General features: G+C 48.3%; 16 protein-coding genes and 1 tRNA gene. 12 read left to right on the forward strand and 5 right to left on the reverse strand.

The window, feature by feature from the left end; translation table 11 throughout:
• The first annotated feature begins 119 nt into the window (after nucleotides 1-119).
• From OXN25_01020 to OXN25_01060, 9 genes are all read left to right on the forward strand, one after another.
• Nucleotides 120-1,310, forward strand: coding sequence for an aspartate aminotransferase family protein (locus tag OXN25_01020; protein MDE0423428.1), 1,191 nt, complete (start codon nucleotides 120-122; stop codon nucleotides 1,308-1,310).
• On the forward strand, nucleotides 1,311-2,288 hold the full coding sequence (locus OXN25_01025) for a hypothetical protein (protein ID MDE0423429.1): 978 nt from the start codon (nucleotides 1,311-1,313) through the stop codon (nucleotides 2,286-2,288). It begins immediately after the preceding gene.
• 9 nt (nucleotides 2,289-2,297) lie between these two features.
• Complete coding sequence (ispE, locus tag OXN25_01030; protein MDE0423430.1) at nucleotides 2,298-3,176, forward strand: 4-(cytidine 5'-diphospho)-2-C-methyl-D-erythritol kinase; 879 nt, start codon at nucleotides 2,298-2,300, stop codon at nucleotides 3,174-3,176.
• 8 nt (nucleotides 3,177-3,184) lie between these two features.
• Nucleotides 3,185-3,256, forward strand: a tRNA-Gln gene (locus OXN25_01035).
• Nucleotides 3,257-3,297: 41 nt separating this feature from the next.
• Entirely contained in the window at nucleotides 3,298-3,987 is a 690-nt protein-coding gene (locus tag OXN25_01040; protein ID MDE0423431.1) for a 50S ribosomal protein L25, read from the forward strand.
• On the forward strand, nucleotides 3,971-5,194 hold the full coding sequence (locus tag OXN25_01045) for an N-acetylmuramoyl-L-alanine amidase (protein MDE0423432.1): 1,224 nt from the start codon (nucleotides 3,971-3,973) through the stop codon (nucleotides 5,192-5,194). Before OXN25_01040 ends, OXN25_01045 begins: the two co-directional genes overlap by 17 nt.
• Before the next feature lie 49 nt (nucleotides 5,195-5,243).
• Nucleotides 5,244-5,837: a GerMN domain-containing protein gene (locus tag OXN25_01050; protein MDE0423433.1), complete on the forward strand. Its 594-nt coding sequence runs from the start codon at nucleotides 5,244-5,246 to the stop codon at nucleotides 5,835-5,837.
• Between the two features lie 9 nt (nucleotides 5,838-5,846).
• Nucleotides 5,847-6,428, forward strand: a complete 582-nt coding sequence (pth, locus tag OXN25_01055) for an aminoacyl-tRNA hydrolase (GenBank protein MDE0423434.1) — start codon at nucleotides 5,847-5,849, stop codon at nucleotides 6,426-6,428.
• A 12-nt stretch (nucleotides 6,429-6,440) separates the two neighbouring features.
• Nucleotides 6,441-7,550: a D-TA family PLP-dependent enzyme gene (locus OXN25_01060; protein MDE0423435.1), complete on the forward strand. Its 1,110-nt coding sequence runs from the start codon at nucleotides 6,441-6,443 to the stop codon at nucleotides 7,548-7,550.
• Nucleotides 7,551-7,568: 18 nt separating this feature from the next.
• On the opposite strand, the gene OXN25_01065 is transcribed toward OXN25_01060, so the two are convergent.
• On the reverse strand, nucleotides 7,569-9,521 hold the full coding sequence (locus tag OXN25_01065) for a hypothetical protein (GenBank protein ID MDE0423436.1): 1,953 nt from the start codon (nucleotides 9,519-9,521) through the stop codon (nucleotides 7,569-7,571).
• A gap of 205 nt (nucleotides 9,522-9,726) precedes the next feature.
• Between OXN25_01065 and OXN25_01070 the strand changes: the two genes are divergently transcribed.
• From OXN25_01070 to OXN25_01080, 3 genes are read left to right on the forward strand one after another with little or no spacing between them, the layout of a single operon-like run.
• Nucleotides 9,727-10,002 carry a hypothetical protein gene (locus tag OXN25_01070; protein ID MDE0423437.1) on the forward strand — a complete coding sequence of 92 codons (276 nt, stop codon included), beginning with the start codon at nucleotides 9,727-9,729 and terminating at the stop codon, nucleotides 10,000-10,002.
• A gap of 1 nt (nucleotide 10,003) precedes the next feature.
• Nucleotides 10,004-10,618: a Maf family protein gene (locus tag OXN25_01075; GenBank protein ID MDE0423438.1), complete on the forward strand. Its 615-nt coding sequence runs from the start codon at nucleotides 10,004-10,006 to the stop codon at nucleotides 10,616-10,618.
• A complete protein-coding gene (locus tag OXN25_01080) occupies nucleotides 10,578-11,270 on the forward strand; it encodes a 5-deoxy-glucuronate isomerase (protein ID MDE0423439.1) in 693 nt (230 codons plus the stop codon). The genes OXN25_01075 and OXN25_01080 overlap by 41 nt, the downstream gene beginning before the upstream one ends.
• A 16-nt stretch (nucleotides 11,271-11,286) precedes the next feature.
• Here OXN25_01080 and yajC read toward each other — a convergent pair whose 3' ends face one another.
• The 4 genes from yajC to OXN25_01100 all read right to left on the reverse strand — a co-directional run bounded on the left by yajC (nucleotide 11,287) and on the right by OXN25_01100 (nucleotide 14,360).
• On the reverse strand, nucleotides 11,287-11,589 hold the full coding sequence (gene yajC / locus OXN25_01085) for a preprotein translocase subunit YajC (protein ID MDE0423440.1): 303 nt from the start codon (nucleotides 11,587-11,589) through the stop codon (nucleotides 11,287-11,289).
• Nucleotides 11,590-11,613: 24 nt separating this feature from the next.
• The gene (queA, locus tag OXN25_01090) at nucleotides 11,614-12,642 is read right to left on the reverse strand and encodes a tRNA preQ1(34) S-adenosylmethionine ribosyltransferase-isomerase QueA (protein ID MDE0423441.1); all 1,029 of its coding nucleotides are present in this window, start codon (nucleotides 12,640-12,642) and stop codon (nucleotides 11,614-11,616) included.
• Nucleotides 12,643-12,674: 32 nt separating this feature from the next.
• Nucleotides 12,675-13,691, reverse strand: a complete 1,017-nt coding sequence (ruvB, locus tag OXN25_01095) for a Holliday junction branch migration DNA helicase RuvB (protein MDE0423442.1) — start codon at nucleotides 13,689-13,691, stop codon at nucleotides 12,675-12,677.
• A gap of 72 nt (nucleotides 13,692-13,763) precedes the next feature.
• Nucleotides 13,764-14,360, reverse strand: a complete 597-nt coding sequence (locus OXN25_01100) for a Holliday junction ATP-dependent DNA helicase RuvA (protein ID MDE0423443.1) — start codon at nucleotides 14,358-14,360, stop codon at nucleotides 13,764-13,766.
• Nucleotides 14,361-14,367 lie beyond the last annotated feature (7 nt).

Below are 14,367 nucleotides of genomic sequence, written 5' to 3' on the forward strand. Positions count from 1 at the left end.
AGGTAGGTGCGGTTTCCAACCGCACCGGTCCGAAAAGTGTACATACCCAACTGAGGTAGGTGCGGTTTCCAACCGCACCGGTCCGAAAAGTACATACTAACAACGAAGGAGAAAATTGAATGACAACAGCAGAAATTAAACAGATGGCGACTGAATATATCATCAATACCTACGGCGACAGAAATTTAGCGTTCGTTAAAGGCGAGGGACCCTACTTGTGGGATGCCGACGGTAAAAAATACCTCGACTTCCTCGGTGGGCTCGCCGTTAACGGCTTAGGACATTGCCACCCGAAGGTCGTCGAAGCAATTCGTGAGCAGGCAGGTAAACTCCTGCACACGTCCAATCTCTACTACATACAGCCCCAAGCGGAACTCGCAAAACTGCTTATCGACAACTCCGACATGGATCAGTGTTTCTTCTGTAATAGCGGTGCCGAAGCGAATGAAGCCGCGATTAAGTTAGCGCGGAAATACGCCAAAGACAGCGGTAGAACAGATGCCTATGAAATTATCACAATGGAGAATTCGTTCCACGGACGGACGATGGCAACAATCACCGCCACCGCGCAGCCGAAATATCACGTCGGATTTGAACCGATGCTTGAGGGTTTCAAGTATGTTCCTTTCGACGATCTCGAAGCAACCGAAGCCGCTATCAGTTCAAAGACTTGTGCTATTTTAGTCGAACCGATTCAATCCGAAGGCGGCGTTAATATGCCGAGTGCCGATTACTTGCAAGGCTTACGCGAATTGTGTGACAAACATGAACTGTTGCTAATTTTTGACGAGGTTCAGACCGCAATGGGGCGTTTGGGCACCTTCTTCGGTTATCAGAGTTATGGGGTTGTGCCGGATGTGATTACAATGGCAAAAGCACTCGGTAGTGGCGTGCCAATCGGCGCAATGTTGGCGAAACGGCACATAGCAGAGAGTTTTGTCCCCGGCACGCATGCGGCGACGTTTGGTGGGAACCCATTGGTTACCGCAGCGGCAGCGACAACCGTCAGAACCATCTTGGAAGAGAATCTCGCCGTGAACGCCGTCAAGATGGGAAATTACCTTGCCGGTGGACTCATGGAGCTCAAAGGTAAGTATCCAGTCAAAGAGGTCCGTGGGAAAGGCTTGCTCCGCGGCTTGGTCATGGATGTTGATGCCAAACCCCTCGCAGCGCAGTGTATTGAGAACGGACTCGTCACAATATGTACCAACGATTATGTCCTCCGCTTCTTACCGCCTCTTAATATCAACAACAACCATGTTGAAGAGGCTGTGGGTATTGTTGAGAAATCGATGTCGGAAGTCCTTTAGATGCGATACACCAGACCCGCGATTCAGGTTTCTTCATCCTATAATGTTTTCCGAGCATTTTGCTTTGTACGATTAATCTGTAGGTGCGGTTTCAAACCGCACCTACCACGTGAAAAACGGAAGACGTTTTGCTCCGACTTGCATAAGTTTCCTGTGTTCTGTCTTCTCCTCACAGTTATTATTCTTGGATGCGTTGGTCCTACTGCCACAGTCCAGTTATCACCCGCGACACGTGCCGAATTAGACAGTATTCTCAACACACTGCAAGCCAGATACGATCTGACCGGCTCCTTGAAAATAACGCGGATGATGGTAACGATTGAAGAGGGGGATCGAAGCGAGGAAATCCGTGAGTTGTTGTGGTATAAAAAATCCGAGAACGGTGGGGAATTGCTCCAGATCCAAGCGTTAGGACCGATGAATGAACCGCGAGGTGTCGCAATTGCCAATCAGGACGAGAACCAGTTTCTGCTTCGCCTTCTGAACGAACAAAAAGCGTACCTCGGTCCACTGTCCGACGGTGCTTTACGAGAAATTTTCGGCGTGGATCTACGCGTGTCAGATGTGTTGAGTGCTATTTTCGCCAATCCATTCCTTGACGGACGCACCGACGAATTTATCTCGGTCGAAAGTTCGGGGGTAAAGTTTGTTATCGCACGTCCCGGTGTGCAAGAGGGCCACGTAGAGACCGTTACACTCTTTATTCGGGACGGTGAGCCTCGGGTTACGGAGTGGCACATCCACGATGAGAACGGGACGCTCCAGCAGCGTGCCGCTTTTTCTGACTATCGTCCAGTGAGTGGTATCCTCCAACCTCACAAGGTCGAGATTGAACGTCCCCTTGACCAGACACGCGTTGCTGTGAAAATCGCGAATGTTGAACTGAATGTCGAGATTAAGGACAGTAAATTCGATGTTGAACCCTTTCTCGGTGAAGACATTGAGATTATCCCTCTGTCAGAATTAACAGAGCAATAGACAAGAATCGTGCAAGACATACGCCTGCGCGCTCATGCTAAAATCAATCTCTATCTGGATGTGGTCGGAAAACGTGAAGACGGCTATCACGACCTCGAGACGATCTTTCACTCAATCGACTTGCACGATGATGTCGTCATTCGCAAACAAGATAAGAAGGGTATAGCGATTCGCTGTGAACATCCGGGCGTACCATCTGATTCCCGAAATCTGGTGTACCGTGCGGCGCAATGCCTCAGTGATGAAGTCGGTGGTATCGGCGGTGTCGCAATTGACATTTACAAGCGGATTCCAGTCGCAGCAGGTCTCGCAGGTGGAAGCGCGAACGCTGCCGCCGTTCTTCACGGTGTGAATCAACTCTTTGAACTCGGTTTCACACAGGACGTGTTGATGCGTCTTGGCGGACGGTTGGGTGCAGACGTTCCTTTTTGTTTGCACGGTGGTGCGGCGTTGGGGCTCGGCATCGGCGATCAGCTCACAACCCTCCCCGCGCTTTCTAATGTGTCGCTCATCCTTTTAAACCCAGGTGTTGAAGTTTTGACCGCAGCTGTGTTTAAAAAACTAAATTTTTCCTTGACAACACCTGAAAAAGCCTGTATAATTATAAAGACTTGTATGGAGAAGAGTAATATTGTTGGCATCGGAAAAAACCTTTATAACCGTCTTGAGGGCCCGGTCTTTTCCGAGTATCCCGAAGTTTGCGCGCTAAAAAACGAGCTATCTACGCAGGCTGGATGTTATGGCGCGTTGATGTCCGGGAGTGGTGCTACGGTGTTCGCTGTAATGCATGATACGGATGCCGCATGCCAGAGCGAATTACACTTCAAAAACCGAGTCAGTTTTTGCACATCTACGGTAACCAGCCCTGCTGGTGTGTCCGTATATTGATGACTTAAAGGGCGGTGGCCAAGCGGTAAGGCACAGGTCTTTGGAACCTGCATGCGTAGGTTCGAATCCTACCCGCCCTGTCTCCTTTTTTAGCGATAACCCTTAAAATGGACGGGAAAAAATGCAACAAGCAAAATTAGAGGTCCAACCGCGCGACGCTTTCGGGAAGCAAAGTGCGCGGGCAATCCGGCGCGAAGGCGGAGTTCCAGCCGTTTTATATGGACGCTCGCAAGACACCTTAGCGATTCAACTCAGCGCGCGGACCTTCAAACAATTCCTACGTACGTATGGTGAAAACGTTATCATTAATATGGAAATCGGTGAGAGTGATCCCGAAACTGTCATTATCAAAGAAATTCAACGCGACCCGGTAGAGAAGCATCAAGTCCTCCATGCCGATTTTATCAGAATTTCTCTCGATGAACCTGTGACCTCATCTGTACCGGTCGTTATGGTCGGCATCCCATCCGGTGTTGAAGAGGGCGGTGTTCTCGAATTACCACTCCGTCAAGTGACTCTTCACTGCCTGCCTATGCAACTCCCTACTGAGATTTCCATTGATGTCAGTGAATTGGATATAGGCGATGCTATCTATATCCGTGATTTAGACCTTGATGATGAAGTTGAGATTCTCGACGAATCTGATCGGATCATCGCAACGGTAAGCCAGCCACGGATCCAACTCGAATTGGAGGCTGAAGAAGCCGCAGCCGCAGCTGAAGGTGAAGGTGAAGGTGAAGAAGATGCTGAAGAACAGCCTTCGGAACCAGAGATCATCTCTCGTAGGCAAACCGATGACGAGGAAGAATAACGTTGGCTACATAAAGAATCCACAAGAAATGCGCGTGAACAGACGCTTGGCACCTCAGCTGCGAATCGCTATGCGGATCTCTGTTTACGCGCTTTTTTTACTACTACTCATCTGGTCGATCACAGGCAACGGTATTGCCCAAGAATCGAATGTCCGCTTTATTGATGCCGATGGAAAGACGATTGCCGAGGTACCCGCGCAACTCAGAGACGAAACGGTTTACCTTTCTGTTGATGCCGTGAAACGGGTCTTTGACCCCGCAATGACACATCAGTATAACCACCCCCGAAAACGACTCACCCTCAGCATGAAAGGCAAGCGGATTCGCTTGCAAATGGACAAGCCGACGATTAACATTGATCCAGGTGGAGAGATAGTTACCCTCTCGGTACCACCAATAATTATCGGGCAACAACCGATGGTACCTATCGGTTTTTTCACACTACTCCTGCCAATGTTCAATGATGTTGAAGTCATATACAATCCGAGCCTCAGAAGGGTCCAAATGAGACCTACAGGGACTTGGAACCCTGTGGAGGTAACGGGTTCTCAGAATTGGGCAATCATCATCGACCCAGGGCATGGCGGTGTTGATGACACGGGATGCGAAGGCAGCACCGGACTCCTTGAAAAAGATGTCGTCCTCGCACTCGCAAAACAGATCCAGCAGCTTAGCGAACAGCGGGAGATGCAGATTTACCTCACTCGTCAGACAGATACGAAAAAAACACACTTTGAACGGATTCAAGTTGCGACTCGGAACCAAGGAAGACTCTTTCTCAGCCTACACTGCAACGCATCTTTTTCACCCCACGAAAAAGGTATCAAAATTTATCTCAACAACCCTAAAGGACAACTCCGATTCCCAAGTAACGTCGGGCAAGCACCTTCGGGACAGAGACTAAAAATCCTCGCACAAGCCAATTTTTTGAAGCAAAGCCGAGATTTCGCAGCTGACCTGCAAACAGAACTCAATTTCCTCACGGAGATACCCGTCACGATTACCGAACTACCGCTTATTGCGTTATCCGAAATCTATATGCCGGGTGTTGTTTTGGAACTCGGTTACCTCTCTAATGCTGGGGATTTAGAGCAACTTTCCAATCCCGAGTATATCACAAGCGTTGCACAAGCCGTCACCCGTGCTATCCAACGCTATGTTTCTGCTGCTAATCAATCTGTTCTACCGACGGTATTAGAGCAATAAGGCATCAATTGATTTCAACAAACCAATAATCTATAACACGGACAAAACAGTGAAATATAACAGCAGTGCTGGCTTTTCGAGGCTCTTGATCATCTGGGTGATAACGCTTATTGTTGTCGCCGTCTCTCTCGGTTTGACCCTGTTTCTGATTAATCAGTCGAGGCAGACGGTCATTCCGATTGCCCCACCGCCGTTGCCAGTTGCTGCGAATCCTTCAGATACACCGCCGCCGCCGCAACCACTCAATCTATTTCTTCTTGACCCAACGACTCTCACGCTTGTTCCAGTTAAAATTGAACGGCGGCTTCATGCCGAGTTTACGCAACGTTTAGGGCAAGTCGTCAAGGCACTTATTCAAGAAACACCGCCTAACTTTAGAAATCCTGTTCCACGCGGCACACTCCTCAATGAAGTCTACATTGACAGCCATCAGACCGCCTACTTAGATTTTTCAAGACACCTCACTGACGATCATATCGGTGGGACCACCGCTGAGCGTTTAACCGTTATGGCGATTCTTAAAACCGTTTTTGACGCATTCCCGAATGATATTAAACAGGTTCAGATTCTAATTGATGGAAACGAAGTAAAAACGCTTGCAGGACATCTTAACCTCTCACAGCCACTACATTTTTTGGATTGAGGTTTGTGAATGAAGCTTATTATTGGACTCGGTAACCCCGGGCTCCGCTACCAAAACACCAAACACAACGTCGGTTTTCGCGTGATTGATGCCCTCCACGAAAAAACGCAAGATAGGCAACAGAACTCACGCCGCACACAAACATCAATCTGCAAATCGCTTGTTATGCAGACAACGTGGCACGACACATCCGTTATCCTCGCAAAACCGATGACGTATATGAATAACAGTGGTGTAGCCGTTGCTGCACTCGTTGATCGGTTTGAGGTGCCCCTCTCGCAGCTCTGTGTTGTCTACGATGACGTTCATTTGGACATCGGTATATTGCGGATGCGTCAGAAAGGGAGTGACGGCGGACAGAAAGGGATGAAATCTATTATTCATCACTTGGGGACGAACGAGTTTCCGCGTCTCCGTATCGGCATTGGTGAACCAATTGGTGATTTGGTCGATTATGTTCTCACGGAATTTTCGCAAACCGAAGAGATAGAAATCGAATCTACTATCCATCGAGCAGTTGATGCTATCGAAACCTTCGTCAAGGATGATATCCTAACAGTCATGAATCAATTTAACCGACCCCAACAGTGAAGAGGTGAGACTATGGATAAAAAATACCGTATTCAGAACGTTGAGACGATACCCAGTCCATCACTGGTTGTTTATCTCGCACAGGTTCAACAGAACATTGAACGTGCTATTGCTGTTGTTGATGGAGATGTCTCGAAGCTGAGACCCCATGCGAAGACGCATAAAACCGCAGAGATTATCGCCATGGAGCGTGAGGCTGGCATCCTTAAGCACAAATGCGCTACCCTGCGCGAAGCAGAAATGCTGGCACAGAACGGTATACAGGATATTGTGATTGCTTATCAGATGGTAGGACCCAATGTCAATCGCTTCGTCTCGCTGCAGCAAACATATCCGCATGCCGATTTCAAGGTCGTCGTTGATCATTCAGAGGCAGTGAGAGCACTTTCGTCAGCCGCGGCGATGTCCGGTTTAAACGTCAAGGTTATGCTTGATCTGGATGTTGGCATGCATCGCACAGGGATACCCGTGGGTGATGAGGCTGTGGAGCTCTACGCCCAGATTGCAGCGGCGGATGGATTACAACCATGGGGTCTACACGTTTATGATGGACATATCCACGATGAAGATGTAGTTGAGAGACAAGCGTCTTGCAACAAAAGCCTCGTCCAAGTAGAGGAGATGCAGGATAGGCTCTCTGCCAAAGGACTTGAAGTGCCGCTGATTGTGATGGGCGGTACACCCACATTCCCTATCTATGCCGAAACGCCAGGCGTCGAGGCATCGCCGGGCACCTTCATTTTTCATGATCATGGGTACACGACCCTCTTCCCCGATCTCGGTTTTACCCCAGCAGCACTCCTCTTGAGTCGTATTATTAGCGTGCCTACCCCGAATCGGATTACCCTTGATTTGGGACATAAAGCCATCGCTGCAGATCCTGACGGTGTACGTGGGATCATCTTGAATATTGATGATGCTGAGGTGGACAAGCAGCATGAGGAACATTGGGCGATTAACGTTCCGGACAGTACGCCTCTGTCCATTGGACAGGAAATTTACGTCTGTCCAACACATATCTGCCCATGTGTCGCGCTCCATCCGTTTTACTATGTCATAGATGCTGATGGCTATTGTCGGGAGACATGGGAAGTCACGGCACGAAATCGAAGTGCTGCGTGATCCTATAAAATGCGACGCTCACGGCCACGGAAAAAACGGTGCTGGTACGTTTGCGCCCCAACTGATAAGCACCCACACAACCGCCATGCTGAATTCCCCAAAGACCATACCCAAGAAGAAAGGGCGGAGTCGCTGATACTGCCGAATGCCGCTGTAGCGTAGGATTGGGGTCTTAATGCTCCAGGCAATTACAACCGGGAACCAAAACACAATAAGTGTCCACGAAGCCGATAGCGCATATCCAAGTGGATGCAAGGGCCACCACCAGTATAACATCCGCAAGATAACCAGCCCTGTTGTCACGAGCGCACCGATGCCAAAAAAGATTCCACCAGTTGTGCGGAAGTCTGCCCCTAATCCCTCCATCGCCGCGACGTTGTCTCTGAAAGCCCAAAGTGGATTTCCGCGATAGGTGTAGCTATACATATAGTTTGCACCGTGTGTATAAGGAAGCCATAAGTGGATAGCAGCCGCACATAAGAATGCGAGTGTGCTCCCTAACACAAACACACCTAAGAGTGAACGATAGGACATTCCCACCCGATCTCTGATTTTTAAACCGTCTAAGAAACCTGTTAGAATTAATCCACGCTGATCGCGAGTAAAGATAGCATCAAGGAACGAGAGTGTAGTAAGGCTCTGTGCCCCGAGTGTTGCTTTGCTTGCAATAAGTTGATAGAGATCTATCGGTCGAAACGATGTTTCCGTCATTAGCAATCCACCTTCAGCTGTACTACGCGCCATGACCACTGCTACGATGCCGATATAGACGAGTATCTCGAATGCAGCGAACCCTAAATTCAGTCCTGCTGCGTAACACCATCCTATCGCAAGAAGCAGACTCATAATAAGTCCCCAAACTGCCGTGCGGTAAGGCATGAGTTCCGCCGTATCATCTACTTTGTTTGTACGAAACGCTCGCCGAAACACGCTTCTGAAATGTGGAAATCCCATATAGATAAACGAAATAACCAGTACCACATAAGCACCTGCGACTTGGTAACCCAAATAGAGTCGGGTCGGGTAGAGAGGCATCCCGCTTACCCGTAGACCAAACATCGCTGCGACGACATCTTGGAACCGCGTGAGAAGAAAAAAGAACCATAGACTGAAAAGCAGTTGTGTCGGCAGGAGATAGAAAAATCCTACCGCTGCAAAAGAGAGGAAAATCGGGGTGTAGGCGATGGCGTTGAAGGGCTGTTCTGTAAAGTATTGATTCAGTAGGTAACGGAGCGGAAAGTTCGGGATTTGGGGCCAGATTTCATGAAGACCGTTTAAGGTAAAGATAAGCGCAGGCAATCCAAACCCTAACCACATCAAGCGATTCCGCAGAAAACCGCGTCCCTCGTGTACGAACTCAAGCGGGAGCGAAACCAATGGAAATGACAGTTTCTCATTTTCAATCCACTGTTTTCGCAGGATTGCTGCGAGGCAGAGAAACGCTGCGAAAACTAAAAAAACAAGCACACCCCAGAGGCACAACGGCTCTACCCAGGCACGCCACGGAATTACATCACCCGTCTCGGTGCCTTCATAGAAACTGATTGCAATCGCTGCTTGTCCCTTTTGTTCTGGCGAAAATGGAATCAACCACGGCTTGATGTGTGGGAAAAACAGCGTATCCCAACTGTTCGTTTCATTGGTAAAGTAGTTGACTGCGATGAGGGCGGGAATGAGTTTTTCCATCACCCCGCGCGATGAGATCATCGAGGCGACCAGCATCATACAGTAGATGCCCATCAACTCCCGCGGCGATAATCCGAATCGATTGTTCAGTTTTTCGAGCAACCGATTCCCTAATACCAGAAAAAAGAACAATCCAATGACCGCAGGTGGCAGCTGCAAAAACCCGATTTGGATGTAGGTGATTACCAATTCCGCATAAGAGACGATGCAGCATATAGCAACAACGAAGCAGATACCGAGAAGAATGGAACGTCCTGATATACGATTTTCATCTGTCGGAAACAATATCCCACTGTCCTATGTTAAGAATTTGATAAAGTTTAGCATAAGGTGAGAGCCTTGTCAATGCGATGTCTTGAAGTTGGCACGGCACCCCACGCTGCAATGCCTTATACTTAAAAAATAATAAAAATCACTTTTCTGTAACTTATTCTCAAATAAAAACGTTATGTAAAGTATGAATAATACTGGTTACTTATGGACTGAAGCGATGCCTAATGAATCAATTCAATCCTTTGTTAAAGTTAATCCGCTCGTTGGGCTACCCGTCAAAACCTTACGTCTATATAACGCGTTAGAGGTTTTCAAGAAGAAATATCGTTCTTCGGAAGAACCGGAATGGTTTAGTATTCCCCAACGCGATCCACTTCTTCAGAAAATTGGATTTTCTAAAACGGAGATTGAAACTGGTATCAAGGAATTGAAGCGAGCGAATTTGTTGCAAATTCGCGAGGAAGATGATACATGTTGGTATTGCCTAAAATAGGATGCAAGCGCGCGAACCGATCTTAAACACCTCGCGTCTGGTATTAGCCTCTGCGTCGCCTCGCCGCGCTCAGTTGTTATCGCAAATTGGACTAACCTTTGAGGTCTGTCCAAGCGATGTCATTGAACCGCCGCACAGTGCGTTTTCAAACGAGCAAGGGGATGAGATAACGCAGGAACTTGCCTTACTAAAGGCGAGAGCCGTCGCGCAACACTACACCGAAGGTGTAATTATCGGTGCCGATACCTTGGTATCGCTAAATGGAAGGCTTCTCGGAAAACCTGTTGATGATGCAGACGCTATAACAATGCTGACGCAGCTCAGCGGCACCGCTCATGAGGTCATAACAGGTGTCGCACTCGTGAACGCTTCAACAGCGCAGACTGTTGTTTGGGCAGAAACGACCCAAGTTTATTTTCGGCGGCTGCATAGAACCGAGATCGCTGATTATGTCGCTACTGGTGAAGCAGCGGATAAAGCAGGTGCCTACGGAATCCAAGAACGAGGTGCTGCTTTCGTTAACCGCATTGAGGGCTGCTACTTCAATGTCGTCGGACTGCCGTTAGCAAGCCTTGTTGAACGCCTCTCCAACTTCCAATCCGATGTCGGCACGTAAGAACTACACCTCCACCGAGGGCTACACCGAAATTGTGAAGCCCGGCGAAATGGGAATCACCAAACTCCATTTCGGAATTCTTACCCTCACGCCCCAGACAACTTTCTTCGACCACTCTGACGATGCTGAAGTCGCACTGATTGCGTTGGGTGGACACTGCACATTGTTGGTAGGGCATAACGGAAACAAAGCGTACGGCGTTTTAGGTGAACGTTCAAATGTCTTCGAGGGTGAGGCATGTGTGGCGCATATTCCACATCACACAACTTATGAGATGCTCGTAGGAGAGGCGGGTGTTGAGATCGCAGTCTGCAAAGTGGAATCCCATTCGGAATCCGCTGCGGTGATTCTGGAGGCGGGAGAGACAGCACCCGAGCAGGAGACGCATCTCAGGATATGGGAAAACATTGCAGATGTAAGCACAAGCGACACGCCCGTGATACCTACACAGGGAGAGGCGATCTGTTTCTATAGATCCCTTGATGTAAACAGGAGTGCTGTTTTTGAAGTCACGCGCACCGTAGGTGACAAAAGAACGGCGCGCGTGCAGCTGTCTAACAACGATGTCCTAATGCTCTCAGAGCAGGATAACATCCTATCCCTAACGTCTGAAGGGGGTGGCTACCAGTTATGGGTACAACCCAATTTATAACAGCACAGACACAGTTTTACTCGCCTTCAATGAGTTCGCCACCCTTTTTGAGAAAAGCGACAGCACTGCGTGAGATTTGAACTTTTACTTCTTGATTGTTCAATTCTCCAACAGTGATGAGAATAATGTTCTTATCGTTACTCAGACCCAGAATTTTACCATGCAATCCACCATTGGTTACAATTTCATCACCCTTGGATAGATTCTCCAGCATATTCTGGTGTTTTTTTCGTTTGGCTTGTTCCGGTCGCCATAATAGGAAGTACATGATAGCACCCATTGCGATGAACGGAACAAGCAGCCCCATTATTTGATCCATAAAAATCTCCTTTACTAACAACTATTAAAGAATCAGCATGGCATCGCCATAACTGTAAAAACGGTAATCGTGCTGGAGTGCCTCTTGATACGCTTTCTGCATTAAATCCTTTCCAGCGAAGGCACTCACCAGCATCAGTAAGGTTGATTTCGGTAGATGGAAGTTAGTAACCAAAGCATCTACTACATTAAATCGGTGACCCGGATAGATGAAAAGTTCGCTATAACCGCTGTAGGGTTGGACAGTTCCGGTTGTACCGGCACTTTCCAGCGCGCGTACCACTGTGGTCCCAATGGCGACAATTTTCACGCCTGCTTCCCGCGCGAAACGAATACGGTTTGCTTCTGTTTCAGTGAGGTGGATATATTCAGCGTGCATTTTGTGGGTCTGAATCTCTTCCACTTTCACCGGTTGGAATGTTCCGGGTCCGACGTGTAGTGTTAACGTCGCAGTTTCTATCCCGTTACTTTTCAATTCCGCCAACAGTTCTTGTGTAAAATGCAGCCCGGCTGTTGGGGCAGCGATCGCGCCTTCAGTGGCGGCGTAAACGGATTGATAACGCACTTTATCTTCAGCGTTCGGCGCGCGGCGAATATAAGGCGGGAGCGGCATCATACCAACCTCTGCGAGAATACCTGAAAACGTTCCCACGTAGTTAAAACGGACGATGCAGTGTCCATCATCCGGTTTCGCGAGAACCTCTGCTGTTAAAGTACCGTTTCCGAATATAATTTGTGTGCCGATTCGGAGACTCCGCCGCGGTTTTGCGAGTGTCTCCCAGATATCTGTCTCCTTTTCACGGATAAGAAGGAGTTCTATCTTTCCGCCAGTACCACTTTTGTTTCCAATTAACCGGGCTGGTATAACCTTCGTGTCGTTTAACACCAAGAGCGCAGCGTCCGGCAAATATTCTCCAATCTGCGAAAATTGGGTGTGCTGAAACGTCTGGGTGCCGCGGTCTACTACCAAAAGTCGTGAGGAATCGCGTTGTTGGAGAGGGCTTTGTGCGATCCGGTCAGGAGGCAGGTGATAATCGAAATCTGTGAGATTCATAACGGTCGGATGCGGCAAAATACGGTTTGCAACTAATGAAATAGTGATATTTGGGAATTAACAGGATAGTCAAAGTATTCATGAGCAGCATCGGTTGCGACCCGTCCGCCCGGTGTCAGCATCAGGAATCCCTCTTTGATGTAGTAGGGTTCGTAAACCTCCGAGATAGTCCGTTCATCCTCACTAAGCGCGACAGCGAGTGCTTTAAGCCCAGCACGTCCGTTGAATTTCTCAATAAGCGTTTGAAAATAGGCGTAGTCTTGTGCGTCTAATCCACGTTCATCAATCCCGAAGAATTCGAGTGCCTCCTCCGCAATCTCATGTGAGAGCACGCCGTTACCTTTGACTTGCGCATAATCTCTGACGTTTGCGAGCAACTTATTGGCAATTCGCATTGTGCCACGTGAACGCCGCGCTAATGTATATTCGGCGTTTTCGTCGATGTTAATGTCAAGTTTCCCACTATTGATGCGGATAGATTGTTGAAGGTCTTCTGCTTCGTAGTAATCGAGATGGATGCGGATGCCAAAGCGATCGCGGAAAGGTCCAGCGAGCAAACCTTCACGTGTTGTTGCACCAACGAGTGTGAAATGGGCGATAGAAACTTGTACCACATCTGATGCGGGCCCTTGTCCAATGGCTAAATCCAGTTGATAGTCTTCCATTGCTGGGTAGAGTGATTCTTGCACGTACCCTTTCATGCGATGGATTTCATCAATAAACAAAATATCGCCTTTATCAAGGTTCGTCAAAGTTGATGCAAGGTCGAGCCGTTCCATAACGGGACCGATCGCCTGTTTAAAGCCACTCTGCATCTCGTTAGCAATAATTTTCGCAAGCGTCGTCTTGCCGAGGCCCGGTGGACTGACAAGGAGGACGTGTTCTAACGCATCACCACGTTTTTTAGCGGCTTCAATATGGATACGGAGTTGTTCTTTGGCTCGCTCTTGTCCGATAAATTCGTTCAACCATTCCGGGCGGAGACTGTATCCAAAGGCATCCTCTTCTTCACTTGCTAAATCTTGCATCAATATTTCGGCATTATCCATTGTTTTATCCTAATTTGAGATGTGTGTTGCGTGTTTGGTGTAGTTCGCGGCACCTCGCATTTCTGAAGAAGCTTAATTTTGGATATAGCGGAGTGCGTGTTGCACTAAGTTTTCTCGTTTCGCAGCGGGGCCCAGAATTTTTTGCGCCTTTTCCACGGCTTTTTCCGCTTGGTGTTCTGGGGCACCGAGGTTGACAAGCATTTCGATCACCTCTGCATCCAGAGCTACAGCGTGTTCACGGTTAACGTCGCCTTCAAATTTCATTTTCATGATGTTCTTTTTAAGTTTGGAAATTATAACGGGAGCGAGTTCGTTACCTAAACGCGGAACTCGCGTCAGCGTGGCGATGTCTCCACGATGGATGGCGCGTTGGAATTGTGCCGGTGATAACCTCTCGGCAATATTTTGGGCAAGTGCTGGTCCTACACCCGAGACCGTCAATGCCAATTCAAAGACTTTTAACACGTCCCTTGAAATGAATCCGTAGAGCGTAATCTTATTATCACGGGTTTGGTGATAATAGGTATAGAAAGTAACCGGGTCGCCTATTGGAGGTAAGTCTGTTTGGGTTCTCGGTGGAACATCAACGGCATACCCGACACCATTTACATCTACGGTAACCTGTTTTGTGTCTTTATGGGCAAGAATCCCTTTGATATAAGAAATCATGCTGACG

Source organism: Candidatus Poribacteria bacterium (assembly GCA_028820845.1).
Taxonomy (GTDB): Bacteria; Poribacteria; WGA-4E; order WGA-4E; family WGA-3G; genus WGA-3G.